This is a genomic window from Fodinibius roseus (genome assembly GCF_900129315.1).
GTDB lineage: Bacteria > Bacteroidota > Rhodothermia > Balneolales > Balneolaceae > Fodinibius > Fodinibius roseus.
Genome location: NZ_FQUS01000015.1, coordinates 69,313 through 94,932, shown reverse-complemented (window position 1 = coordinate 94,932; position 25,620 = coordinate 69,313). Strand labels below are relative to the sequence as shown.

Annotated in this window: 19 protein-coding genes; 12 read left to right on the top strand and 7 right to left on the bottom strand. The window is 49.3% G+C overall.

The annotated features are described in order from the left end of the window. Positions 1 to 563 precede the first annotated feature (563 nt). Positions 564 to 1,604 (top strand): metal-dependent hydrolase, encoded by a 1,041-nt coding sequence (locus tag BUB16_RS14055; RefSeq protein ID WP_073065645.1) that lies wholly within the window; start codon positions 564 to 566, stop codon positions 1,602 to 1,604. A 125-nt stretch (positions 1,605 to 1,729) separates the two neighbouring features. On the opposite strand, the gene BUB16_RS14050 is transcribed toward BUB16_RS14055, so the two are convergent. The 3 genes from BUB16_RS14050 to BUB16_RS14040 form a co-directional block, all read right to left on the bottom strand. Then, a complete protein-coding gene (locus tag BUB16_RS14050; RefSeq protein WP_073065642.1) occupies positions 1,730 to 2,728 on the bottom strand; it encodes a Gfo/Idh/MocA family protein in 999 nt (332 codons plus the stop codon). Between the two features lie 184 nt (positions 2,729 to 2,912). Next, positions 2,913 to 3,740, bottom strand: a complete 828-nt coding sequence (locus BUB16_RS14045; protein WP_073065639.1) for a slipin family protein — start codon at positions 3,738 to 3,740, stop codon at positions 2,913 to 2,915. Positions 3,741 to 3,767: 27 nt separating this feature from the next. Continuing rightward, positions 3,768 to 5,069: an NfeD family protein gene (locus tag BUB16_RS14040; protein WP_073065636.1), complete on the bottom strand. Its 1,302-nt coding sequence runs from the start codon at positions 5,067 to 5,069 to the stop codon at positions 3,768 to 3,770. A 68-nt stretch (positions 5,070 to 5,137) separates the two neighbouring features. Between BUB16_RS14040 and BUB16_RS21810 the strand changes: the two genes are divergently transcribed. The 5 genes from BUB16_RS21810 (at position 5,138) to BUB16_RS14020 (ending at position 12,117) form a co-directional block, all read left to right on the top strand. Next, a complete protein-coding gene (locus tag BUB16_RS21810; protein WP_211483187.1) occupies positions 5,138 to 5,290 on the top strand; it encodes a hypothetical protein in 153 nt (50 codons plus the stop codon). 144 nt (positions 5,291 to 5,434) lie between these two features. After that, entirely contained in the window at positions 5,435 to 6,022 is a 588-nt protein-coding gene (locus BUB16_RS14035) for an RNA polymerase sigma factor (RefSeq protein WP_073065633.1), read from the top strand. 97 nt (positions 6,023 to 6,119) lie between these two features. Then, positions 6,120 to 7,037 (top strand): FecR family protein, encoded by a 918-nt coding sequence (locus BUB16_RS14030; protein WP_073065629.1) that lies wholly within the window; start codon positions 6,120 to 6,122, stop codon positions 7,035 to 7,037. Positions 7,038 to 7,196: 159 nt separating this feature from the next. Next, positions 7,197 to 10,649: a SusC/RagA family TonB-linked outer membrane protein gene (locus tag BUB16_RS14025; protein ID WP_084088306.1), complete on the top strand. Its 3,453-nt coding sequence runs from the start codon at positions 7,197 to 7,199 to the stop codon at positions 10,647 to 10,649. A gap of 25 nt (positions 10,650 to 10,674) precedes the next feature. Then, positions 10,675 to 12,117 carry a SusD/RagB family nutrient-binding outer membrane lipoprotein gene (locus BUB16_RS14020; protein ID WP_084088305.1) on the top strand — a complete coding sequence of 481 codons (1,443 nt, stop codon included), beginning with the start codon at positions 10,675 to 10,677 and terminating at the stop codon, positions 12,115 to 12,117. Positions 12,118 to 12,401: 284 nt separating this feature from the next. Here the strand turns inward: BUB16_RS14020 and BUB16_RS14015 are convergent, their stop codons facing one another. Then, entirely contained in the window at positions 12,402 to 14,219 is a 1,818-nt protein-coding gene (locus tag BUB16_RS14015; protein WP_084088304.1) for a purple acid phosphatase family protein, read from the bottom strand. Positions 14,220 to 14,408: 189 nt separating this feature from the next. On the opposite strand from BUB16_RS14015, the gene BUB16_RS14010 reads away from it, so the two are divergent. Beyond that, complete coding sequence (locus BUB16_RS14010) at positions 14,409 to 15,011, top strand: TetR/AcrR family transcriptional regulator (protein WP_073065622.1); 603 nt, start codon at positions 14,409 to 14,411, stop codon at positions 15,009 to 15,011. Between the two features lie 95 nt (positions 15,012 to 15,106). Here BUB16_RS14010 and BUB16_RS14005 read toward each other — a convergent pair whose 3' ends face one another. Next, a complete protein-coding gene (locus BUB16_RS14005) occupies positions 15,107 to 16,555 on the bottom strand; it encodes a pyridoxal phosphate-dependent decarboxylase family protein (RefSeq protein WP_073065776.1) in 1,449 nt (482 codons plus the stop codon). Positions 16,556 to 16,954: 399 nt separating this feature from the next. Here BUB16_RS14005 and htpX point away from each other — a divergent pair, with 399 nt between their 5' ends. Beyond that, positions 16,955 to 17,812, top strand: a complete 858-nt coding sequence (gene htpX / locus BUB16_RS14000) for a zinc metalloprotease HtpX (RefSeq protein WP_084088303.1) — start codon at positions 16,955 to 16,957, stop codon at positions 17,810 to 17,812. A 99-nt stretch (positions 17,813 to 17,911) separates the two neighbouring features. On the opposite strand, the gene BUB16_RS13995 is transcribed toward htpX, so the two are convergent. Both BUB16_RS13995 and BUB16_RS21585 read right to left on the bottom strand, forming a co-directional pair. Further along, positions 17,912 to 18,109 carry a hypothetical protein gene (locus tag BUB16_RS13995; protein ID WP_073065619.1) on the bottom strand — a complete coding sequence of 66 codons (198 nt, stop codon included), beginning with the start codon at positions 18,107 to 18,109 and terminating at the stop codon, positions 17,912 to 17,914. A gap of 150 nt (positions 18,110 to 18,259) precedes the next feature. Continuing rightward, the gene (locus BUB16_RS21585) at positions 18,260 to 18,496 is read right to left on the bottom strand and encodes a hypothetical protein (RefSeq protein WP_170864403.1); all 237 of its coding nucleotides are present in this window, start codon (positions 18,494 to 18,496) and stop codon (positions 18,260 to 18,262) included. Between the two features lie 189 nt (positions 18,497 to 18,685). On the opposite strand from BUB16_RS21585, the gene BUB16_RS13990 reads away from it, so the two are divergent. From BUB16_RS13990 to BUB16_RS13975, 4 genes are all read left to right on the top strand, one after another. After that, positions 18,686 to 19,465 (top strand): UPF0489 family protein, encoded by a 780-nt coding sequence (locus tag BUB16_RS13990; RefSeq protein ID WP_073065616.1) that lies wholly within the window; start codon positions 18,686 to 18,688, stop codon positions 19,463 to 19,465. An 11-nt stretch (positions 19,466 to 19,476) separates the two neighbouring features. Beyond that, a complete protein-coding gene (locus BUB16_RS13985; RefSeq protein WP_073065613.1) occupies positions 19,477 to 19,968 on the top strand; it encodes a gluconokinase in 492 nt (163 codons plus the stop codon). A 400-nt stretch (positions 19,969 to 20,368) separates the two neighbouring features. Beyond that, complete coding sequence (gene gnd, locus BUB16_RS13980) at positions 20,369 to 21,802, top strand: decarboxylating NADP(+)-dependent phosphogluconate dehydrogenase (protein ID WP_073065610.1); 1,434 nt, start codon at positions 20,369 to 20,371, stop codon at positions 21,800 to 21,802. Positions 21,803 to 22,462: 660 nt separating this feature from the next. Then, complete coding sequence (locus BUB16_RS13975) at positions 22,463 to 25,618, top strand: DUF1553 domain-containing protein (protein WP_170864402.1); 3,156 nt, start codon at positions 22,463 to 22,465, stop codon at positions 25,616 to 25,618. Positions 25,619 to 25,620 lie beyond the last annotated feature (2 nt).

The following is a 25,620-nucleotide window of genomic DNA, read 5'->3' as shown; positions in this document are numbered from 1 at the left end:
GTTAGAATTAAATAAACGGCATAATTCTGAAGAAAAATTGAGTTTTAGACCCCATAATGTCTCGCCGGAATTTATTTAATGTAATTTTACAATCATCCGTTCATCATCGGTCTTGCCTTTAGAGCAACCCGTAATAAAAGAGACGACACGTATTTCTCGTTCATCCATTCAATAACGCTTGTCATTGCACGTACACCCGTTCCAATGTATGTTGCTTGAATAAAATGACTCCACCGTTTTTGATTGTAGGTTAACCAATTAAGCAATGGATCGGAGTCCTCTTTTTTATATAACCTCACAACCGGTGTCCCAGATCAATGAAAACTCCCGGAAGGGAAAACAAAAACGTCCTGATCCCTGCCCCCGGACAGTTGGGAGAATGAAGTGGGATTGGTACCTTGTGTCTTTCCCGGAGACCCCATAACCGGAAACTATATGGCCATGAATCAACCCGTATAATTTGCACGGGGGACCCGGGTGAGCACAACTCATAACCATGAACAGCCAAAACCGGGACCAGGACAACCAATAATGAACCAATTGCGAATCTATTCAGGCCTGCTATGGATACCATAACACAGATAACCCTCGGGGCAGCCGTCGGGGAGGCGGTACTGGGCAAAAAGATAGGCAACAAGGCTCCTCTCTGGGGGGGCGTCTTGGGCATAGTACCCGACCTTGATATTCTAACCATACCTTTTGTCAGCAACATGCAGGCGCTGGCACTACACCGGGGCATTACCCATTCGATAGTATTCTGCGTGGCGGCTGCAGTTCTGCTGGGCTGGATGCTCGACCGGCTCTACCGCAGGGAGAAGGTGGGATGGCGCCACTGGTCGTGGATGGCATTCTGGACGCTGTCTACACATGTTTTTATTGACGTCTGCACGACTTACGGCACCCAGATACTGCAGCCTTTCAGCAACAGGCTCTTTAGTTTAGATACGATCTTTATCATCGATCCCTTCTACACGCTGCCTCTCATGATCGGTGTACTCACTGCACTTTTTATTCAACGAGAGTCACCCGTGAGACGATGGGCCAATTATACCGGCATTGCGGTCAGTACCCTGTATATGCTGGCCGGACTGGGTATCAAGTCACATATAAATGCCGTTTTCGAACGAAACTTCGAGGCAAAAAACATCACTCCGGAACAATATATGACAACACCCACCCCCTTCAATATTTTTTTGTGGACAGGCTATGCCGAACAAGGGGATACGCTTTATGCCGGGCTTTATTCCTTCTTTGATGGTGAGGACGATATCCGGTTTCACCGGATAACACAACATGAAGAACTCCTGGAACCGTACCGGGGACAACCTGCCGTAGAGCGGATGCTCTGGTTCTCCCGGGGCTATTTTGTGGCCGATAAAGGTACAAGCGGCGAGCTGTTTATGCATGACCTGCGCTTCGGCCGATCGGACTTCTGGCTTACCGATCAGCCGGCACCCTATGTTTGGAACTACCAGCTTCAGTTTAACAAGGATTCAACTCAGGTCACGGGATTTCGCCGCTTTCAGCCCGACTTCGAGCGTCGTGCAGCGCTGCTCGGCCGATTGATGGATCGCATCTTTACGGAACCGATACAGCCCCACTAACCCGGATTTCTCTCCGGGAAACTTGTACTTCAGCAAGGCGAAGAAAAAATTGTAGTGCAGGCGTACCCCGCTTCGCCCGCCACTACACATCGGCCGGGATACCCTGATTTCTACGGGTCACCACTTCAACACCCAGTCCATACTCCCTCTATATCGCTTCGCACCACCGCCTCTATCACCTTCATATTGGCCACGGCATCCTCCAGCGCGGTAGGCACTTCTTTATCTTCGAGTATGGCTTTGGAAAAAAGCTCGCCCTGAACCGTATATTGATTGCTCGGCTCAAAGCTGATCTTCCTGCTTTCTTCACCGGTATGCAGGTGAATGGACGTCGGCTGGTCAACGGGAGCATTAAAAGGCATATCGATTTCCATTTTCCCCTCCGTCCCAAAAATGCGCACGCTTTGGTGCGGTGCCAGCTGGGTGGCACAGGTGAAGGTAGCCGTCCCCCGGGGAAATTCCATAACCCCGGAAGTGAGCCGGTCGATCCCCAGATCGGGATCGATCTCCCTCGTTCCGAAAACCTGCTCGGGCTCCTCTCCAAACAGGAAACGGGGTACGGAGATACAGTAACAACCGATATCCATAAGCCCGCCCCCGCCAATATCGGGCTTGTTGCGTACATTTTCAGGGTCATCATTGTAATAGGAAAAGAAGGACCGGATGGTACGGACCTTCCCCAGGATGCCGCTTTCCACCAGTTCTTTTGCCCTGATCCAGCGCGGGTGGTGCCGGTACATAAAGGCTTCCATCACCTTTAAATCCGGATGTTTCCGGGTTTCTGAAAGCAGCTTTTCGGCTTCATCCGCAGAGAGTCCGATCGGCTTCTCACAGAGCACATGCTTGCCGGCTTCCAGTGCTTTTACCGACCAGGGCACATGCAGGTGGTTGGGAAGCGGGTTATAGACAGCCTCGACTTCCGGCAGCTCCAAAAGCTCTTCGTACGACCCCACGGCCCGGTTGATATCCAGCTGGTCGGCGGCCTCCCGTGCCCGGTCGCCACTTCGGGATGAAATAGCCACAATTTCACAGTGATCAGCCTGCTGCATCGCCGGAATCACCTTCTCAATCCCGATTTTAGCGGTACTCAATATGCCCCATCGAATAGTTCGTTGTCTTTCCATAAATATAAATACTGATCAATAATTATTGTTAGTACATGATGCGGCAGATTCCCAAATAAAATATGTATCTTCCGAAACCTAAAAGTATTGTTTTGATAATGACATTGACAAGAGCCGGCAATCGCTGGAATCCTGGCGGATCTATTCCCGCACAAGGGCTCATTGTTAATAAAAGCGCTCGCTTTTACGATTCCTCGCCGGAATCGTCTTCGTTACCTCCGACCCCGGGAGGCAGCTGCACGCCCGACATATTTTTAAAGACTTCCAGCATCTCCATAGGCAGGGGAATAAACGCAAAGGTCGCATTCTCCTCGCTGATATCAGTCATCGTCTGCAGGAAACGCAGCTGCAGGGCCATCGGTGCTTCTTTCATCATGGTAGCGGCCTCAACAAGGCGCTCGGCGGCCTGGAATTCCCCTTCGGCGTTAATCACCTTGGCGCGACGCTCACGCTCGGTTTCAGCCTGCCGTGCCATTGCTCGTTTCATATTTTCAGGCAAGACCACGTCACGAACCTCCACCGAGACCACCTTAATGCCCCAGGGGTCGGTCTGCCGGTCAATTATTTCCTGAATATTCCTATTCACTTTTTCGCGCTCGGCCAACAGTTCATCCAGTTCCACCTGTCCCACAATGCTGCGCAGGGTCGTTTGAGCCAGCATGGAGGTTGCATGGATATATTGCTCTACCTGTATGACGGCATCTTCTGCATCGATAACCCGGAAAAAAGTAATGGCATCCACATTCACCGTCACATTGTCCTTCGTAATGACCTCCTGCTTATCCACATTAATGGTCAGCACCCGCAGGTCCACCCGCTCTATCTTATCAATAAAGGGAATAAGAAAAATGAGTCCGGGTCCCTTGGTACCCTTATACTTTCCAAGCCGGAAAATAACAGCCCGCTCGTACTCCCGGAGGATCTTAAACATCTGGGGCAGCAGGATAGCTGCCAGCACTGCGATGGTAATGATCCAAGTGAGAGAATTGATAAATTCATCTCCGTTTTCCATATCAGTATTTTTTATTTGTGTTTTCTATTACGTACTGCGTTTGACCTTGGCCGTCAGGCCATCGATTTCAATAATTTCGCATGTCTCCCCCTCCCCGATTTCCTCATCACTTACCGCATTCCAGTATTCTCCACTGATAAAAATGCGTCCCCTGCCCCCCTTGATAGGCTCTACAATCTCCGCCTTGCGTCCGATCATCGACTCCTTGCCGGTAATATTACCGGAGAACTGAATCCGGATTCCCTCTGTTACGATCCAGACAAAAAAGAGGGTGGTCAGTACCGTGGCCGGAACGAGCCATGCCCACGAAAGCTCCATCGACTGCGGCAAGTCCTGAAACAACATCAGTGCGCCGAGAAAAAAAGCAACAGCCCCGCCCCCGATCAGGATACCGAAGGCCGGGGTAAACGCCTCGGCAACAAAGAGCACAATTGCCAGGCCGATGAGTGCAAAGCCTGCGATATTGATCGGCATGGAAGCCGAGGCGTACAGCACCAGGATCAGCGCGATAACCCCCGCCACGCCCGGGACGATGGCACCGGGATTCGTGACCTCGCCGATAATCCCGTAGATGGCGATCATGGTGAGGATGAGCATGACTTCGGGACGCATGATAAAACTAAGGAGACTTTCTGCCAGATTCGTGGGAATCTCTTCAATGGTAGCATTTCGGGTTTGCAGGGTATCGCCCCCTATCACCCGCCCGTCTATCTGTTCGAGCACCTCCTCCCGGTTACTGGAGATAAAATCGATAACATTCAGCTCAAGCGCTTCGGCGGCGGTAATGGATTCCCCGTCACGAACCGCGGATTTCGCCCACTCGGCATTCCGGTCGCGCCGGTTGGCCACGCTTTCGATAAAGCTTTCCGAATAATTAAATATTTTCTTCTGCATTACCGAATCCTGCTGTCCGCCTCCCATCTGCACCGGAGAAGCCGCTCCGATGGTTGTGGCCGGGGCCATGGCGGCGATATGGGCAGCCATGGTGATAAACGTACCGGCACTGGCCGCCCGCCCCCCTTCTGGAGCCACATAGACCACAATGGGCATATCATCGGAGTCCAGGAACAGCTGTACGATATCTTTGGTGGATTCCAGCAGACCGCCCGGCGTATCCAATTGAATAATGAGCGCTTCGGCCTGCAGCTCTCTCGCCCTGGCAATTCCACGGTTTATATAGTTGGTGGCCGTCGGAGAAATAGAGCCCTCGACCAAAATCATGGCCACCCGGGCCGAGGAGGTGTCGGATACGGCCGTGGTATCGGGCTGGGCCTGCCCGTCCCCGGCTGCCAGACATAATAGTGTTATGATGATCATCAATCGCTTCATATATGTAAGATATCAAAAAGGATTTCGGAAGCAATAGAAATACGGATATTAATTAACATGAATCATTTATGGTACAAAATAAATGTTACCGGGTTACAACAGGAAATAAAAACTGCACAGATATTTTTGTCACTCTGGCCATAACTGATAGTCGCTATTTAGAAACAGGTTCAATCGAAAAATTCGGAATGCGGCAAGGCTATGGCTGTATGGAGCGATAAAAGACTTTAACGGTGTTACGCCGGATGCAAGAAGCTTGTTGTGATAACATATTCTTAATCTAATAATAATATTCTCGCAATTACCTTTTTCCTTGAATGTACTAATATTGTTTACAGAATTTTTTTACCTGTAATAGACGGAGAATGGGCAAATACAGCAAGAAAAATGGGCTGGTCGAACGATTTAAACATGGTGACCAACAAGCATTTGCGGAACTTTATGATAAATATCATGGTAAATTATTTCGATTCGCACTAAGCTACCTGAAATCGAAGGAAGAGGCCGAAGATGTCGTACATGATCTTTTTGTAAAACTTTGGGAGAAGAAAGAGCAACTTCAGGAAAACGAAAATTTTGATGCGTACCTCTTCACAGTATCCAAAAACCATATCCTAAATCGGATTCGAAATAAGAAGGTCCGCCGAGACTGCCGGAATTCTATTCAGAAATCCATAGACATTCATGCCAATCCTACCATCCGGCAGGTGTCAGGAGCTGAATACAAGGCAATATACGACAAGGCGCTAACCCTCCTGCCGGACCGGAGAAAACAGGTTTATCTGCTCAGCCGACAAGAGGGACTCACCTACAAGGAGATTGCGGCCAAATTGGATATCTCTAAAAATACTGTCGAGGTGCATATTGTCCGCGCTCTTAAATCCATTCGGAATAGTTTGGACCTTCAGGGAGATCAACGGCTTCGGACCTTAATTCGGAACCTGTATTCCTGAGTTCGACTCCCCTTTGTTAAATAATTGTAAACTGCGTAATGGTGAAGATCTATCTATGTGTATAACCAGTAGATAATCAAAACCGACCGTGCAGTCAATGTCAAACCCCGAGCATAACGAATATAAAAAACGTTGGGATGCCCTCAATGAGGCCCCGTTAGAGAAGGACCAGCGAGAACAGATAAAGTCACGAATCGTTGAAACCCTTTCGCTCAGTGAACAGAATGCCGTATCCCGCTCTGCTTTTCCAAAATACGCTTATGTGCTTACCGCCGCCGCTTCATTGCTTCTTTTGGCTGCTATACTTCTTGGATTGCATCTGAATACAAATCCTGTTGAAGACGGCCTTGAAACCAAGGAGTACCGTACCTCCGTCGGGGAAACAAAAAGAGTGCAACTTTTTGACGGAACGCAAATTTGGCTGAATGCGAACAGTCGTTTATCGGTACCCGCGAACTATAACCAGGCAAACAGGGTGATTTCACTCCGTGGGGAAGCCTATTTTGAGGTACAACCGGATTCGCAGCATCCGTTCCGGGTGCATAGCAACGGGATGTCTACACAGGTATTAGGCACAAAATTTAATGTGCGATCCTATCGGGATGATTCCCTTCAGTATGTCTCGGTCGTTGAAGGTAAGGTCAGGGTACAAACAAGAGGGCAGGATAAGAACTCTTTCATGAAGAGCAAGAAACAGATCGATTTGGAAGCAGGCGAGCAGGTACAGGCAGATGTACAGAAGTTATCGCTCATTAAAAAGAAGATGGTAAATACCAAGCGGATCGCTGCATGGAGAAGCGGAACCTTACAATTCACACAAACCCCGCTCAAGCAGGTCGCAGACGACTTCTCCCGTCGTTTTGGTGTCATGATACGCTTTGCCAAGCCCGAAATGCATGAAATCCGGATTACCGGAACATTCGACAACGATTCCTGGGAAGAAATTATTGAAATGATCTGCCTGTCTACGGACTTGAATTATGAGATTGCGGATTCAACCATAACAATCCACTGACTACGGACAAAGCAAGGAGGCCTATGATGAAGTGAGTATACAATTGGTAATAAAAAAGCCGGATGTGCTGCAACACATCCGGCTGACAACTCAACACAGCAATAAAAATCACTGTTTACCCCAAACAGGGGTGAGCATCGCTAAGTCATAAACTAAACTATGAAAAATTTATTACCCAAATCAATAGCATTTGTCTTAATTCTATTCATTTCGCCCCCGGACCATAGCTATGCACAGGTAACGAGCCTGGACGAACGGGTCCACTTCAGCCCTTGGTCCACAGAACACAACAAGGCAATCACAATAAAACGACAGGAACTGACGCTCGAATCAGCCGTTAAAAAAATTGAGCCGCTTACGAAGCTGACCTTTATTTACAGCCGGGATAACATTGACCTGCAGAAACCGCTCATTCTCCAGGCAGATCAAACACCCATTGGTGAACTGGTGGACGACTTGTGCAGCCAGTTGAGCATCACCTACCAATTTCGTTCTGATAAAATAATTCTCTCTTCCAATCAGAAAGAAACCGCGCCTTTAGCCGCTTTTACCGTCAGCGGCCAGGTGCTGGATGGTGATTCCGGCCTTCCTCTGCCGGGTGTTAATATCCGTATAAAAGATAGCAGCCGGGGAACCACCACAGACCGCGAAGGCCGGTTTTCGGTCGGTAAGTTAACAGAAGGGGATCAGCTGGTCTTTAGCTTTATCGGCTACAGGTCGAAGGAAGTGACGGTACGGGAGGCCAATGAGATAACCGTACGACTTTATCCCAAAGCTAACGAACTCTCTGAAGTGGTGGTAACCGCACTGAATATCGACCGGGAGCGGAGCCGGTTGGGATACTCCATCCAAAGCGTTAAGGGCGAAGAACTCAATAGCAGCTCTGAATCGAATATAATAAATGCCCTCAGCGGTAAGGCCTCTGGAATCAATGTGACCAGTGCCAGCGGAAATATAGGAAGCTCTTCCAGGATAGTTATCCGGGGAGAAAGTTCTATTAGCGGAAATAATCAGCCTTTGTTTGTTATTGATGGTACGCCGGTGGATAATAGCAACATAAAGTCCGGTACGGGATCCGGCTTCAGACCGAGTCCGAGTGGCAGTCGATCAGCCATAGACTTTGGAAATGCTATCAGCGACCTTAATCCCGCTGATATCGAATCCATCAGTATTTTAAAGGGACCGAATGCCGCAGCCTTATACGGTTCACGTGCTGCTAACGGGGTTATACAGATAAAAACCAAAACCGGACAGGGCATAGAAGGCTTCAGAGTCACAGCAAATTCAAGTGTCGCCTTTCAACGGCCCAGCATATTACCGGATTATCAAAATGAGTACGGCCAGGGCGCAGGGGACTATTTTGAATATGTAGATGGTGCCAATGGCGTCCATGATGGCACCGATAGCAGCTTTGGTCCCCCCCTCGACGAGGGACTCGAGTTTGTACAATTTAACTCTGAGGGGGAACCGGCGCCTTGGGTTTCACATCCGGATAATGTCAAAAACTTTTTTGAGACCGGTACGAAACTATCTAACAATATTGCCATCGCCGGGGGTTCGGGCGGAGTGGATTATAAACTTTCCATGACCAGCGTGAATGAAAAGGGGATGGTACCGAATACTGATTTGGGACGGAATAATATTTCCCTGAACGCCGGCGCCAGGCTTTCCGATAATTTTAATGTGCGAACATCTGTCAACTACATAAAAACGAATAGTGGAAATCGCATGGGCGGGGGATATGACGATCAAAATGTGATGAAGCAGTTTATGTGGTTTGGACGCCAGGTCGATATCCCTGCCTTAAAGGAACAGTATAACCAATATGGGAACGTCATGAACTGGAACACCAGCTGGCATAGCAACCCCTATTTCATGTTGTATGAAAATACGAATTCATTAGACCGAGACCGGCTCATCGGAAATGTCGCATTGACTTATAACTTTTCCGAACGGTTATCGCTGTCTTTGAGAGCCGGAAATGATTTTTACAGCGATGTCCGATCTTTACGTCGTGCCTATGAGGACTTTGAATTCCCGAAGGGTGCTTTTACCGAGGATGCCTATAAAATTTCGGAACAGAACTATGACTTTCTTTTAAAAGGCGATCAGTCTTTAAACGAAAATTTTTCGGTTAATTATTCTGTGGGAGGAAACTGGCTGAAAAAGACGCTGCGGCAAAATAAGGTTCAGGCCAATCAACTTGCCGTTCCGGGCGTTTATAACGTAGGAAACGCGAAAGGCATACCTTCTGCCAGAAATAGATATGAAGAAAAGCAGGTCTATAGTTTATACGGGTTAACGGAAGTACGGTTTAGAGATTATCTTTTCCTTGAGGTTACCGGCAGAAACGACTGGTCCAGTACCCTGCCTCTGCATAACAACTCTTACTTCTATCCCTCTATCTCCCTTAGCGGTGTTTTGACAGAGATGTTTGACTCCGAGGGAACCATTTTAGATTATGCGAAGCTTCGGGGAAGCCTCGCCCAGGTCGGCTCCGATACCGATCCATACCAGATCAGTTCGGTATACAACAGCGCGGTTAGTAATTGGGGGTCAATGACCACGGTTTCGGAAGCCAATACCATTCCGAATGCTGATCTCAAGCCTCAATTAACGAATTCTTATGAAGCAGGGGCGGATATTCGTCTGTTTCAAGGTCGCCTGGGGGTTGATTTCACCTGGTACCATACGCTTACGGAGAACCAAATCATCAGTTCGAGTATTTCCAATACAAGCGGATATTCACAGCGTTACTTCAATGCCGGCGAAATCCAAAACAAGGGTATTGAGCTCACCACCTACCTGAAGCCATTGGGCCAGGATTCACCGGTACAATGGGAGGTCGAGGTTAATTATGCCCGCAACCGAAATGAAGTAGTGGAGCTGGCAGAAGGGATTGACCGCATACAACTGCAGGGAAATCACCTGTTCGGGCTTGATGTCGTAGCTGTGGAAGGGGAACCCTATGGCGCCTTCTACGGCCGGGGGATGCAACGGAATGACGATGGTGAAGTTATTTTTGGCTCCAACGGACTCCCGGAGTTAACCGAAACAGGAGAAATACAGGGTAACTATCAGCCGGATTGGACAGGAAGTATTTCCAATTCAATCACCTTCAGAAACATTACCGTAACAGCTTTGATCGACGGCAGCTTTGGCGGTCAAATATACTCAGGTACCAATGTTGTTGGTAGAAGAGCCGGCGTGTTGGCCTCTACCCTTCCCGGCCGCGAGGAGGGCATTATTGGGGACGGGGTCGTTGAAAATCCGGATGGTACGTATAGCACTAATACGACCAGGGTTGACGCTAAAAGTTGGTATAGCGGGTATTATGCCTACGATAATACTGAGGTTAGCATCTTCGACTCCAACTATATCAAATTACGTGAGGCCCGCCTGGCATATAATCTTCCCAACAGCCTGTTGGAGCATATACCTGTCCGCTCGATTAACCTGTCGATGGTAGGTCGCAATCTGTTACTGCTGCATAACAGCGTTCCCAATATTGATCCTGAAACAGCTATAGCAAGTGACCTGCCACAGGGGTTAGAGGTCGCCCAGGTCCCTTCCCCCCGATCCGTAAGCTTCAACGTTTCTGTCTCTTTCTAAATAAACCTTCTAAACATTTTCTATCATGAATTCTAAAAATATTGTAATTGCGACTGTTGTGATTCTTCTTCTGTTAACAGGGTGTAATGACCTGTTCAATGATAAATTCGAAAAAATAAATACTAATCCGAACGATCCGGTGGAAGTAGGACCTGATCTGTTACTGCCCCAGGGGATAGAAAGTGCTGTCGATCATTATCAAGGTGCGTCGACGGGGATGGAATTCGGAAACCTGGTCGTACAGTACTGGGCACGGGTAGCGGGGACAAACCAGGACCGGTACATCTATTCTAATTCACAGTTTTCCGGATTATGGAACGATTCATATGCCGGTGAATTAATGGACTTTAAAAAAATAATCCAGTTGGGACAAGAACTGGATAACCCCAATTACCAGGCCATTGGCATGATTATGACGGCCTGGAATTTTTCGCTTCTTACAGATTCCTATGGCGATATACCCTACTCGGAGGCCCTGAAAGGAAAGGATGAGGAGGCTATTACAAAGCCCGTGTTTGATCGCCAGCAAGCTATCTACACCGATTTAACTAAACAGTTAGATGAAGCCCGGGAAATTATTGTACCCGGCGAGCATCCGGTCAATGGGGATATTTTGTTTGATAACGATATGATGAAATGGAAGAAATTTGCCAACTCACTCCGCTTCAGGTTGTTAATGCGTATCTCCGGCAAAGAAGAGGTATCCACCGAATTGCAGCATCTCGTTGACAACGAACCAATGTTTACGGACAATAGGGATAATGCTCAGCTTACCTATTTGTCGGATCCTCCGAACCGGCATCCCTTTGCGGAACTGCCGTCCGGGCGTCAAAACCAATTTCGAATGAGCCGAACCCTTATCGATTATCTGGATAAGCTGAACGACCCGCGGCTGGAGGTTTTTGCCGATACGGCCGATGCGAATGGCAGTCTTTACGTTGGGGTTCCCAATGGCCTATCGCCGGAAGCTGTGGGAGAGATTGATATCAGCCGCACATCCAGGATAGGTTCTTTTTTTCGGCGGCCGGAAACTCCGGGGGTTCTCATGACTCTTGCCGAGCTTAATTTTCTGAAGGCCGAGGCCGCTCACCGGGGATTCATATCCGGATCGGCAGAGGATTACTATGAGCAGGGCATTGCAGCTTCCTTAGAACAGTACGGCGTATCGGGTCTTTCAGCCTATTTATCACAGGAAGAGGTGGTTTTTGACCCGTCGCAAGCACTCCAGCAGATTGGGAACCAAAAATGGATCGCTCTTTACGGGCAGGGATTGGAAGCCTGGAACGAGTGGCGCAGAACAGGTTACCCGGATCTTAAGCCCTCTGTAGCAAATGACAATGATGACCGGATCCCGGTCAGAATGCAGTATCCCTTTCAACTGGAAACGACAAACAAGAAACATTACGAAGAAGTCATCGGCCGACAGGGAGAAAACAGCATCAACACTCCCGTTTGGTGGGATCAATAATAATCCGGCTCAAATACAATTAACCTACCCCGAAGCAGAGCCCATCGGGTATTACTTCAACTTTGCTGCGCAAACGTTACGTGTAGTTTTCGACCCAGAGGGTCGGGGAATTAGACCACCGAATTATTTCAAAAACCCTGATAACCAAAGGGGAGGATGTTCAGTCATTCTTCCCTTTTTATTATTAGCATATGTTTAGCCCGCATGTTTCACTCCCGGGGAACCAAGGTTGGGGACGAAGCCCAAAAGACGGGAAAGAATTCTGTGATATGGATCTCGGGTATTTAATTGGTAATCTTAAGCTGGTCCAGTACGTTTCTATTACTATCAATGGCCTTGAAGAGCAGCGTATCGCCTTTAATATGCCAGTGAGTATAATGGTGTTTGAAGCGGAGCCTGTCCATTTCCGGGTATTCCGATATGGTTTTTCCCGGTTCTAATCCTCCCCCTGCCCCCCCGGTAACAATATAGTAGGTTCTATGATCGCCGTATTGTTTGATAAGCCGCTCATAGGCGTGGCTGTGTCCCGCCACTACAAAGTCAATGTTGTGCTCCCGTAGCAGGGGTTCAAGGGCGTCACGGACTGAAAGTTCGCCGTGATAGCCCGGCCAGCCCTGGGCATACGGAGGGTGATGCAAAAGGATAAAGTTCCATGTGGCCCCGGTCCAGAATGATTTCTTCAGTTCACTTTTCAGCCACTGGTATTGCTCTGATTTTTCAGAGAGCCCTACAGGAAAGGTATGATGGGGATCGAGGGCTATAAAAGCTGCATTTCCACTGGACCATGAATAATAGGTTTGAAGGGATTCACGTCCGTTTCTTATATATCGGTGATAATTATTCGGAATCATATTGTCGTAAAAACCATCGTAATCGTGATTGCCCGGTATAAAGAACGTGGGGATATGGGCGCCGACAGGGTGGAGCGTCTGCAACAATTGCGAGTATTGCCGGGGACGCCACGCTTGATTCGTCAAATCTCCTACTCCAATAGTAAATTGCAATGGGTGTGACTGCATGGCATGCACTATCTGATCGAATGTTTCCCACCCGCTTTGACTATCTCCCCAGATGGCAAATTGGAAATGCGTTGTATCCTTGGGTATCCTGAAGCGGTATAGGTTAGAACGGCTTTTCCCCTGTTTAACCCGGTAATAGTATGTTTCACCGGTTTCCATGTTTGATAGCCTGGCTTCGTGTAACGTTTGCACGGAATCGCTCTCAATCGAACGATTGAGTTGATCCGGCTGGAGGCCCCAGGTAAGCTCATGATGGCTTGCCAAGTCGGTCTCCCAAAGGATTGATAGACTGTCGGAACCGGTCTGCTGGAGGTAAGGGGGAGTTGTGAAATGGGGATATTCCGCAACTTTTTTTTCTGCTGCAGAAACCCTGATCCCAGCAGGATTATCGACCGCTGCCTGGATTGCAGCTATCGTTTCGGCGGGTAAGTGGGTTGGCCAGGTCGTAGCTTTTTTTACCAACCGTTCTATGCGGCGATACAACCGGCGGTATTGCACATACTCTGTATAGTGCTTCTGATCATACGCACGAACAGCATTTAGGCCTCCCCACATCGCATTATTCAACACCCGTACAACCAGCTGTTTGGGCTCCTGGCTCGCCGGCAGGTTGAACGAACGTCCCCGGTAAACCGGGATTCGTTTGTTATCATACCACAGCTGTGCTCCGTCATCGGCGTGTACCCGCAGGGTTACCGGCTGCGGCATGGGAAGCCGAACAGTATACCACAAGGGACTGTTGGGTTGTAGGATACGGTGTTGAACTTCAACGGGATAACGGTTTTGGGGGACATGCGACAGGCTAACCTCCAGCCCTTCGATAGGAGTGCCGGGCCCGTACCGCCATTTTTTGCCGGCGAATATTGTTAAGGGGGAGGGACGTGTTGGTTTGGGGAGTCCCTCGAAGCTACGGTTCAGTCGCAGAACCTCCGGTGATAAAGATCGCAGTGCATGATAAAACACTGAAGACGGTCCGAAAACAGGACGTTCGGCAGGTTGTCCTATTATAGTATTAGCATGCGACACTAAGAAGAAACAAAGAAGAACAGATAAGCGGACGATATATCGGGAATGTTGTAACATAATACAGCGTAACTATTAAGACTCCATGGTTTGTTTACACCATAGTACACCTTATAGGGACTTCCACCACTACACCTTCTTCTAAAAAATCATTATGGAACTAACCTTCCGATTAGTTTTATTGATTTACTGTGGATTAGGAGTTATGTTGGACAAAATCAATATTAACTAACCAATTGGTTTCACTTTATGGCAGAGAATAAGATCGATACTCGCTCCGAGATCGCGCAGGCGGCCCGGTCAGAATTTATAGCTCATGGCTACGAAGGAGCCCGGCTGCAGAGAATAGCAGACGGGATCGGAGTCACCAAGGCGATGATTCATTATTACTTTAATACCAAACAGCAATTATTCGAGCACGTGTTCCGGCAGTCCGTTGAAGAGATGTTCAGCGGATTGACGGAGTTGCTGGACAAAGATATTCCCCTCTTCAAGAAAATAGAGCAGCTGATTTCTGTTTGTCTCGATAAGGCCAAAAACGATCCGGGGGTTTTGGGGTTTGTGCTCACCGAAAGCAACCGGAACGCCGACTGGCTGCTGCCTCTCATCGAGGAAGAGGTCTCCCTGGAGAAGGCCGCATTTGCCGAGCAGATAGCAGAAGCGTCCGCAAGCTACACCATCACCTCGGTAGATCCGAATCAGCTGCTGCTGAATATTTTTTCGCTGTGTTATTATCCGTCCCTGTCAGCGCCGATCAACCGGGCGGTATTGACCGATGGCGACGACAGGGAGCTTGTGGCCAACCGTCAGGGTATCATACTCGATACGATTTTAAACTGGCTGACGGCTTAGGAGATTCCAGGGGAATATGTTACGCCATTCCGGAACAGCACCTTTTTTTGGTGAAAAAGATGCAATCAATAAAAAAGCCCACTCGAAGCTTATATTCATGAGGAAGCCTTCTTAACATGACAGATTGCTTCCCTGATGATATCCAGCATCAGTTCGACCTCTTCAAGGTGAGTGCGGAAATTAAGCAGTGCCATGCGCACATAAATTGTTTCATCGATGTGGGTAGAAGAGAGGAATATTCGTCCGTCGCGGTGGATATAATCCACGAGCTTTTTATTAAAATCATTGGGGTCCCCCGAGTCTGGAATATATCGAAAAAACAGGATCGACAACTCCGGTTCCGGTCCCACCTCAATACCCGCTATTTTTCGGAGTTCTTTATAACAGTACCGGGTGAGCAGCAACTTTTCTTCGAGGGCCGCCCGGAACGGCGCAATCCCCAGAAGCTGGAGCGGAAGCCACATCCGCAGGCCGCGAAAATGTTTGGAAAGTTCCGGGGATAGATCAGCAGGCGAATACTCTTCCGTGGCTTTAAGCGTATCCTGCAAATAATTGGCAGACATATGTTGCGATGCGTAGAGCTTCTCGCCTTCCTTGACCAGCACCGCTCCCAGGCCATACGGCAGAAACAGGCCTTTGTGGGGATCAATCGTCACAGAGTCCGACCGGCTGATTCCCCGCATCACTTCTCTGCCGTGATCGGTCAGCAGGAAAAAGCCGCCATAGGCTGCATCCACATGAAACCAGAGAGCATGCTTCCGGGCAATGTCGGCAATATCATCGAGCGGATCCACCGCTCCCAGGTCCGTGGTGCCGGCCGAGGCAAAAACCATCAGTGGAATGCGTCCCTCCCGCTTATCCGCTTCAATATGCTCTCGCAGCGACCGGGCATTCATCCGGTAGCGATCGTCCATCTCAATTTCACGAATAGTGGCTTCCCGGAGTCCCGCAAATTTAATCGCTTTGATAACACAGTGATGCACCTGGTGCGTGGTGTAGATAACAGCCCGTTCGAAATCCCGGGACCTTATCCCGGAATCATCGCGCGCCGCAACCATGCCGATCAGATTGGCAATGGATCCACCGGAGGTAAGGTTTCCGGCCGCGTCCCCGGGATAGCCGACCAGGTTGCACATCCACCGGATGCACATGTTTTCAATCCGTACCGCCCCGGGCGAGGTAAAAAACATCCCCGCATACCGGTTGGTAACGGCCGCCAGAAAATCGGCCACAGCCGAGGGATACACCCCGCCGCCGGGTATATAGCCGGCATGTCTGCCCGAAGCGGGATTAAGTCCCGGCCGGTCCACTTCGGAATCCAGCAGCTCAAGCAGCTGCGGGAACGGCCTGGGGTCCTCGCCAAAGAGCAGTTTGTAAACGCCCCTGCCTCTGTTTTCAGCCTCAACATGGGCCGGTTTTTCCGGAAGATCCTCCAGGAAACGCTCACTATAGGCTTTGGCTTTATCAATCAGTTCCGTTCGGTCGCCGGCGTCCAGCTCAAGTTTCCGGGCCCGGCGTTCGAGTTCTTTAATCTGTGTTTTCATATCATTTAGCAAATACTTAACCTCAACATGCTGCGTTTTATAAAGAAGCTTTGAAAAAATGATCGAATGGCTGGCTTTGCCATCCGACAAGTGACTTAATCCGTCTGACCGCAGCGCGAGCTCTCGGGACGGACAATATCGCAAAAGCTTGTAGAAGTGAAAGAGAGACAGCAATGGTACTTAAACTATAATTGTTCTCTCTCTTACATTCAAAGAATGAAAATAATGTTAAGCCTGTTTATGGCAGTAAGAGTACTTTTATTTAAAGTATACCTATACGCTTGAGGTAACACCCTGCGATAACTTAATAAGGGTTCGACCCTGTTACTCAAGTCTAAACGTAGGGGTAAATGATTAAAATTCGTAGTGATATAATTAAAAACAAGTTAATGGAATTCAATGATGAACAGTAATGGTTTGCGCACGGTATTCCTGATGACCCTGGTTGCGGTTTTGGTCATGTTTGTGGGACACTTGGTGGCCGGTACCTCGGGTATGGTTATAGCCTTTGTAGTGGCCACGGCCATGAATTTCTTCAGCTACTGGAAGTCCGACAAGATGGTGCTTAAGATGTACAATGCACAGCCCGTGGACCGGCAATCGCATCCCGGGCTATACCGGATGATGGAAGAATTAGCCCGAAATGCAGACCTTCCTATGCCTGCCCTGTATATTATCCCGCAGCAGCAGCCCAATGCCTTTGCGACGGGACGTAATCCCGAACATTCAGCCGTGGCTTTTACCCGGGGCATCCTGGAAACGCTGGATGAGGAGGAACTGCGCGGGGTGGCCGCCCATGAGCTGGCCCATATCAAAAATCGCGATATTCTTACCTCCACCGTCGTAGCTACAGTCGTAAGCGCCCTGAGCATGCTGGCCCAGTTCGCTTACTTTATTCCGATGGGCGACCGGGACCGGGGAAATCCCCTGGTAACCCTTATCGTGCTGATTACCGCTCCCCTTGCCGCCATGTTGCTGAAGGCGGCCATCAGCCGTACCCGTGAATATGAGGCCGACCGCGAGGGAGCCCGGATCTCCGGCAACCCGCAACAGCTGGCTTCGGCGCTGCAGCGTATCCAAAAAGCGGCGAAACAGATACCGATGAACGTTTCCGAATCAGCTATGCGATCCACCTCCCACATGTTTCCGGTAAATCCCTTCAGCGGCAAGCGTCTGATGAGCCTCTTTTCCACGCACCCAGATACCGAAGACCGGGTAGAGCGACTGATGGAGATGGGGCGGACAGGCACCTTCTGAAACATGCTCCAGCTCCGAGTGGAATGGCCATCAATACAGAGGAACCCCTCTTTATGCCTCCCTTAATTAATTTTGGAAGGAGGAAAGAAAAGCAAAAATTTACTCTTCCTCGTACTGTTCGTCATAAGCATTCTTGATGCGCTGGTTCATATGCCGCTTGTAATTTTCATATTCGTATTTTCGCACGGTAAATTCAGAGCGGTAATTGCCGTCGTTGCACACCACCTTTAGTTTGTTGGGATGGTCGGTTTCCCTTATTTCAACACTGATGGAACCTAATTTGTAGGAGTCAAGCACAGTACTCGTAGTTTACTTTGGTTTGCAGCAAGATAAGACAAAACAGTTTCTTTGTGAACTTTTAGTAATACTTTTCAAAACAGAACAGGCCCCGTCTCCTGCCCGGAGCCTGTTTTAACACGTGAAGACTGAATCGGCTTTTGCCGCTGATCAGAACAGCTTTTGAATCTCCTGGTACGACATTTTCTGTACCTGATCTTTTGACAGCTTGTGTTTAGCTGCAACTCCGCCTGGAATAATGACGTATCTAAATTCAAGTGAACTGTTGAAACCGACACTGGCACTGTTGTCCATCGTGAACCGGGTAATATACAGCCTGTTTAAGCGGGGAGGCATCTGTATCCCTTCCCGGTACGACACATGAAACAGGAAGCGGAATGGGCTCACATGAACCAAAAAGTTATGGGATGGATGGTTATTGACTTATATCTGTACTGTAGCCCGAATCATTTTCCGGGGGGATAACAGCATACTGCAAACTCTTTGGTTGAGATTCTCCCTGTTTCTCCTAATTTAAGGGAGACCCGACAGGGAGCTGTCGCCCGTTCAAACCATTAGACATTCGCGTAAGTACCTATGTACGATAATACAGAACCTTTCAAATGCGATCCGCCGGGGACGTTCCGGGAAATTGTGGCCCATCCCGGGGGACATAATCGCGTAATTGAGAAGGCCATTATGATGGAGCATCGCTTCGCCTTTGTTTTCTGGATGAAATGGAAACAGGCGCTGCAGCAACGGGGATGGCTCCGCCAGCCGGCGCCCACCCTGGTTACGATTGACTGGCATCGGGATCTGGCGCCGCCGGGGGACCACCAGAAGAGGGGTCTGGAGAAGCTCGACCTGTCAAACCTGTCGGATACCGCCAACTATGTGTGGGCACAGTTTGATCAGACCAACGACGGACACATTCTCTGCGCAGCCTGGCTGAACCTGATCGGGGATATAGTTCTGCTGAAAAACTCAGCAGGTCCCCTGCGCGACACCTTTACCGACCGGGAGGACAATAGCCATCGGATTTTTGAATTCAGGGAATACGAACGGTTTGAAGAATTTTTGACCGGGCGCGACGATCACAATGTCTTCCTGGATATCGACCTCGATTATTTCATCCACGGCAAAGGCAATGTCTTTTATCCGGGTACCTTCGAACCCTACTCCGAGACAGAAATCAAGGCCGTAATTGACTATCAAAGCCCGGTTTTCGATTATCTGCTGCCCCGGCTGGAGGGGCTCACGATCGCCCAGGAGCCCTCATACTGCGGGGGGATCACCAACTCGTGCAGCATTTTGAAGGTGGTGAACAGTCAACTCTTTGATGGCCAAAACAACTGGAAACACCTGAAAAACAGCTAACCGACAGATCCATGGTTTACATTGTTATGGGCGTTTCGAGCGCCGGCAAAACGGTAGTGGGACAAAAACTGGCGCGCCGGCTGGAGATCCCTTTTTATGACGGCGATAAATTCCATCCGCAGGAAAATATTGTAAAAATGGAATCGGGCCGACCGCTTAGCGACCGGGACCGTCGTCCCTGGCTCGAGGCACTGGCTCGGAAAATAGCCGGCTGGCATGCCTCGGGCGGAGCCGTTCTGGCCTGTTCGGCGCTCAAAAAAAAGTATCGGGATACTCTTACTTCCAGACAGGCCGCCCAATTTATTTATTTAAAAGGACCCATTTCTCTAATCGCTGAACGGATGGCCGACAGGACCGGCCATTTTATGCCTGAAAAATTGTTGAAATCCCAGTTTGAGACCCTCGAAGAGCCTTCCGATGCTATCACGGTTTCCATTGAGCCGCCGCCGGAAGAGATCGTATCGGATATACTTGCGCGGCTTCAGCCGAAGAAAGAGGACTGACCGTTAATCTCCCTGTTTTACTATAAAGAATGCTTCCTGTTTACCATCAAAAACACGAGGTAGCACCGGGCACCTGTCCTCTTTCTGACAGGATACCATTTTAGGTCAGGGTACAAACTGAATATTTCCTGCGCTCTATTGGCCGCTAACATACGCTTGCAAGCTCATTTAAAGCCTTGCATCTTTGCTGTCGATTCGGTAGCTAATAGTAAGAGTAACACTTTGATATTCCTGTTTTTTATTAACAACTCGCTGTGCGGTTGGTTTTCCGAATAGATCTTTCGTGTTCATGCCACCTGCAGCTATTGGTTTGGCAGGGACCGCTGACGGGAGTTGACTCCCGTTACGCATGCCATCAGGTCAGTTAACCGCGTAACATGCTATTTAACAATTCCGATTAATGAAAAAAGCTGATATCGGCATTTACGGACTGGGGGTGATGGGACGAAATCTGGCCCTTAACTTTAATGACCACGACTTCGGGGTATCGGCCTACAACCCCAACCTTCCGGGCGAAGAAGACCTTGCAGCTGCTTTTGCATCCGATGAAGCCGCCGGAACCCCTATCCGGACCTTCGATGAGGTGGATTCATTTGTGGCCTCGCTGGAGAGACCGCGCAAAATACTGCTCATGGTGAAGGCAGGCCGCCCGGTAGATACGGTTATCGATCAGCTCATTCCCCTCCTCGATAAAAAGGATATCCTGATTGACGGGGGCAATACACACTACAGCGATACCAACCGGCGCCTCGAAATGCTTTCACAGCGAGATATCCGCTACATAGGCATGGGCGTATCCGGCGGGGAAGAAGGCGCACGACACGGTCCCTCACTGATGCCGGGCGGTGATGCGGAAGCCTGGCCGGTAGTACAGCCGTTCCTGGAGTCCATCGCAGCTTTGTCTCCGGACGGAGGTTCCTGCTGCGCGTGGATGGGTCCCGAAAGCGGGGGACATTTTGTAAAGATGGTCCACAACGGCATTGAATACGCAATCATGCAGCTTATCGCCGAATGTTACCAGCTGATGCGCGATGGGTTACATATGGAGAATCAGGCCATCGCCGATACCTTCGACAGCTGGGACAGCGGATTATTAAACAGTTACCTGCTTGAAATTACCACCCGTATCTTTAATGCAGAAGAGGAAAACGGTAATCTTATTCTCGATCACATCCTCGACAGGGCGGGCCAGAAGGGGACGGGGCGGTGGACCGCCCTTGCGGCCCTGGAACTCGGCATCCCGCTGCCGCTGATCACGGAATCGGTTTTTGCACGAAGCATCTCCAGTTTTAAGGATTTACGCCGGCAGGCCTCCGAAGCCTTCCGCTCTGCCACTGATGAAAAACGGGAAGCAATCGACACTACCAGGCTGCGGCAGGCGCTGTTAGGGGGACAGCTGGTGGCTTTTGCGGAGGGATTCTGGCTCTTGAAAGCCGCCAATGAGGAGTTCGGCTGGAACATACCGTTCGGGAAGGTCGCCCATACCTGGAGCGGCGGTTGTATCATACGATCGGCACTGTTACAGCCGATCGCCACATCGTATCGGGAGAACCCGGGGCTGCCCCACTTGCTGCTGGCGCCCGCTTTCAGGAAAATACTGGATACCGCTCAGGAGGGGTGGCGATCAGCTGCTCGTTTCGGCGTAGAGACAGGAATACCGGTGCCTGCAACCGCAGCGGCACTTTCTCATTACGACAGTCTCCGAACAAAACGACTGCCGGCTAACCTCATCCAGGCGCAGCGCGATTATTTCGGGGCGCACCAGTATGAACGACTGGACCGGCCCGGGGGTACTTTCTTCCACACCGACTGGCAGGAAAAAGGCCGGGAGTAGTCACTTCGCTCAAATGCTTATTAACCGATTACGCCGGCGACACTGGCCAAACGTTTTCCTGTATGTACTCTTCGAAATAACTCGCCCCGGATGATCCACCAGGAAATTTGCTCTTTCCTCAGATGTAAGCTAAACCACACATTGAATAAACTCAATAACATAACATGAGCAAAGATCATGTCATATTCATACATGAATATTTCGGTTAACCCCGGTATTGGGTTTCTTTAAAGCCCGGACAATATTTCTCCCTTCTTTTTTGCATTAAAATTTTTTTAACAAAATATATTTTACATATTTAAAATATATTGGAAGATTTTGAAAAACCTTGCCATATCCTGTTGAACCCCGATGATAGCCGGGACAAGCTCTGTTCTTCAGCATCTTTTGCAGCGGTACGTTAGAAGTTCTGATCCAATTTTTTCATCAGGCCCTGTTCCTGGAAATCGGAGGGAGAACGGTTTTGCACAGGCCTATAAAAAATGGGGATTTTTTGGAGGGGAAAGGCCTCACACATACACCGATAATCTGGTCATAATAATGAAGTGTCACAAGGAAAATAAGAGGAGTGTTTCTGACATTTATTCCTTTCTTGTTACAGGCATTATATTGCTTCTTGCCGTGACCTTGATCGGTTGCCAATCGGACAATAAAAAAAATTTGCCGCAAACAGATAAAATACCCGAAAAAGTAGACTTCAATTTTGACGTAAAGCCCATTCTGTCGGATCGATGCTTTGCCTGTCACGGTCCTGATGAAAATGCGGTAGAAGCTGACCTGCAACTACATACCGAAAAAACCGCTTATGCGGCACTGGGGGATAATAAGGATCGATACGCCATAAAACCCGGCAGCCCCCGTCAAAGTGAAATGTACAAACGCATATCCTCGGACGACCCCGATTTCATGATGCCTCCCCCGGAGTCGAACCTGGATCTCAGTGAACGGGAAATCGCGATCCTTACAAGGTGGATTGAGCAAGGAGCCCATTACAAAAGGCACTGGTCCTTCATTCCCCCGGAAAAGCCGGAGCTGCCGGAAGTGCAGGATCGAAGCTGGCCGGAAAATCCGATTGATTACTTTGTGCTCAGCAGGATGGAAGAGCAAGGAATGAGTCCCTCTCCCCAGGCCACGAAAGAAAAATTGATCCGGCGGGTCACCTTTGACCTGACTGGCTTGCCTCCCACCGTCGAAGAGGTAAACCGATTTGTTGCCGATCGTTCAGAAAATGCCTACGAGAAGGCCGTGGATCGTCTTTTGGCCTCCAACGCATATGGGGAACGGATGGCCGCCGAGTGGCTGGATGTAGCTCGCTATGCCGACACCCACGGCTACCAGGATGATGGTCCCAATCACATGTGGCCGTGGAGAGACTGGGTAATTGAAGCCTTTAATAAAAATATGCCCTTCGATCAATTTACCATTTGGCAGATTGCCGGGGATCTGCTGCCAGACGCTACGCGTGAGCAAAAACTGGCTACTGGTTTTAACCGGGTTCATATGCAAAATCAGGAAGGGGGTATTGTCGGCGAGGAATATCGCGTAGAATATGTAGTGGACAGGACCAATACCACCGCCTCAGCCTTTCTGGGGATGACGATGGAGTGCGCCCGCTGCCACGACCACAAATACGATCCGCTCTCTCAAAAAGAATACTATGAGTTTTCAGCCTTTTTTAACAATGTCAATGAAGCGGGACAGATTCCCAATGTCGGGGCCTCGGGGCCGACCATGCTGTTGCCCGACAGCGCTGCCGTACAACAGATCAAATACCTTGATGCGGAGATAAGTAAACAGGAGCAAAAGCTCCGGGCTCTTGAGAAAGAAAAGCAAGAGGAGTTTACGTTATGGCAGAAAAACCAGCAATCTGCCGGCTCCTTCATCCCGGATAACAAGGATCTGGTGGCACATATGCATTTTGACAATGTGCAGGACAGGTCCGTCGACAATAGCGTTGAGGATACGCTGAACGGAAGCATCGAGGGAGACCTTAAAAAAGTGAGTGGTAAACTGGGAGATGCCCTGGAGTTTAATAAGGGGGACTACATCAACATGGGCGATATCGCTAATGTTGAACGTACCGACCCCTTTTCGTTCGGTTTTTGGATTAATCCGGCTGACACGGCCGAAGAAGTACCTGTCTTGGTTAAAACGGGCGCCATTTATATCGGATATCGCGGGTATGACGTTTCCCTGAATAAAAACCGGATTTCATTTCGGCTCATTCACGGGTGGCCCTATAATGCCGTACAGGTAAAAACGTTTGAAAAACTGCCCCGAAACCAGTGGAGTCATGTAGCCATAACCTACGATGGCTCCAGCAAGGCTGAAGGAGTACGAATTTATGTGGATGGTAAACAGTGGAAAACGCAGACCCTGCACGATGAACTGTTTAAGGATATAAATATCACTGATAATGTAGAAAAATACCGAACCCAGGATTTTTTGATTGGGGAGCGGAAATCATTTGAAAAAATTGAGTATAAAGGGTTAAAACTTGATGACATAAAAATATACAGCCGCCGATTAAGCCGTGCCGAGATACTGGCGCTTGCGGACAACGACGAGCTTGCTCGTATAATGGCCCAGTCACCGGAACTACGGAGCCGGTATCAAAAACAGCTTCTTTTTGATCACTACTTGCTGCAAGAGGATGCAGAATTCAATAGCTATTTTTCGGAGCTTAACGATTTGCGAACCCGGAAGAGCCAGCTCACCGATACTCTGCCGGAAGTAATGGTGATGAGGGAACGCATAAAGCCCCGCAAAACCTATCTGTTAAAACGCGGGATATATAGCAACCGTGGTGAGGAAGTGAAACCCGGCGTACCGAATAGTATTACGGACTTTCCTGATGATTTGCCCAAAAATCGCCGTGGGCTGGCCCGATGGCTCGTAAGCCCTGAAAATCCGCTTACATCCCGGGTTATCGTCAACCGGTACTGGCAAAATTATTTTGGGAAAGGAATAGTAGATACGCCTGGAGATTTCGGAAATCAAGGGTCCCTTCCCTCGCATCCGGAACTGCTGGACTGGCTGGCCGTTACTTTTCGTGAGAGCGGATGGGACGTAAAAGCGATGCAAAAACAGATCGTTATGTCCCGAACATACCGGCAGTCAGCGGTTATGACCGAAGAAAAATTACAAAAAGATCCCGCTAACAAATTCTTGGCCCGGGGACCGCGGTATCGCATGACAGCGGAGATGATTCGCGATAATGCCCTGGCGGCGAGTGGACTGTTGGTAGAGAAGGTCGGGGGCCCCAGCGTGAAACCCTATCAGCCGGAAGGGTTATGGAAAGAAAAAACGTCGGGCCGGCACCTGACCGAATACATACAGGATCACGGGGATTCCCTTTACAGGAGAAGTCTCTATACCTTCTGGAAGCGAACTTCTCCACCTCCGTTCATGACCACGTTCGACACCCCCAGTCGTAGTCATACTTCTGTAAAACGAAATCAAACAAGTACACCGCTTCAGGCTCTGTTCACGCTAAACGATCCGCAATTTGTAGAAGCTTCCCGCTTGCTGGCCGAACGGATGATAAAAGAGGGAGGCGACAGCCTGCAGAGCCAAATTTCTTTTGCCTTTAAAGCGGCTACTTCCCGCTCACCGGAAACCAAAGAGATTGAGCTGCTTTCGGAGCTATACCGACAAGAGCTGGAAGCTTTTCGGGCGCAACCTCAACGGGGGGATACCTTAGTCGAAGTGGGGGAGTATCCGGTCGGCTCCGGACTGGATACGACCGAGCTTGCTGCGAAAACTATTGTGGCCAGCACCATACTGAACCTTGACGAAACCATAACCAAGGAGTAAAG

Excerpts from the sequence above, each read along its gene's own strand:
- BUB16_RS14055 (WP_073065645.1), top strand. The coding sequence starts at position 564 with ATGGATACCATAACACAGATAACCCTCGGGGCAGCCGTCGGGGAGGCG.
- BUB16_RS14050 (WP_073065642.1), bottom strand. The coding sequence starts at position 2,728 with ATGGAAAGACAACGAACTATTCGATGGGGCATATTGAGTACCGCTAAA.
- BUB16_RS14045 (WP_073065639.1), bottom strand. The coding sequence starts at position 3,740 with ATGGAAAACGGAGATGAATTTATCAATTCTCTCACTTGGATCATTACC.
- BUB16_RS14040 (WP_073065636.1), bottom strand. The coding sequence starts at position 5,069 with ATGAAGCGATTGATGATCATCATAACACTATTATGTCTGGCAGCCGGG.
- BUB16_RS21810 (WP_211483187.1), top strand. The coding sequence starts at position 5,138 with ATGGTACAAAATAAATGTTACCGGGTTACAACAGGAAATAAAAACTGC.
- BUB16_RS14035 (WP_073065633.1), top strand. The coding sequence starts at position 5,435 with ATGGGCAAATACAGCAAGAAAAATGGGCTGGTCGAACGATTTAAACAT.
- BUB16_RS14030 (WP_073065629.1), top strand. The coding sequence starts at position 6,120 with ATGTCAAACCCCGAGCATAACGAATATAAAAAACGTTGGGATGCCCTC.
- BUB16_RS14025 (WP_084088306.1), top strand. The coding sequence starts at position 7,197 with ATGAAAAATTTATTACCCAAATCAATAGCATTTGTCTTAATTCTATTC.
- BUB16_RS14020 (WP_084088305.1), top strand. The coding sequence starts at position 10,675 with ATGAATTCTAAAAATATTGTAATTGCGACTGTTGTGATTCTTCTTCTG.
- BUB16_RS14015 (WP_084088304.1), bottom strand. The coding sequence starts at position 14,219 with ATGTTACAACATTCCCGATATATCGTCCGCTTATCTGTTCTTCTTTGT.
- BUB16_RS14010 (WP_073065622.1), top strand. The coding sequence starts at position 14,409 with ATGGCAGAGAATAAGATCGATACTCGCTCCGAGATCGCGCAGGCGGCC.
- BUB16_RS14005 (WP_073065776.1), bottom strand. The coding sequence starts at position 16,555 with ATGAAAACACAGATTAAAGAACTCGAACGCCGGGCCCGGAAACTTGAG.
- htpX (WP_084088303.1), top strand. The coding sequence starts at position 16,955 with ATGATGAACAGTAATGGTTTGCGCACGGTATTCCTGATGACCCTGGTT.
- BUB16_RS13990 (WP_073065616.1), top strand. The coding sequence starts at position 18,686 with ATGTACGATAATACAGAACCTTTCAAATGCGATCCGCCGGGGACGTTC.
- BUB16_RS13985 (WP_073065613.1), top strand. The coding sequence starts at position 19,477 with ATGGTTTACATTGTTATGGGCGTTTCGAGCGCCGGCAAAACGGTAGTG.
- gnd (WP_073065610.1), top strand. The coding sequence starts at position 20,369 with ATGAAAAAAGCTGATATCGGCATTTACGGACTGGGGGTGATGGGACGA.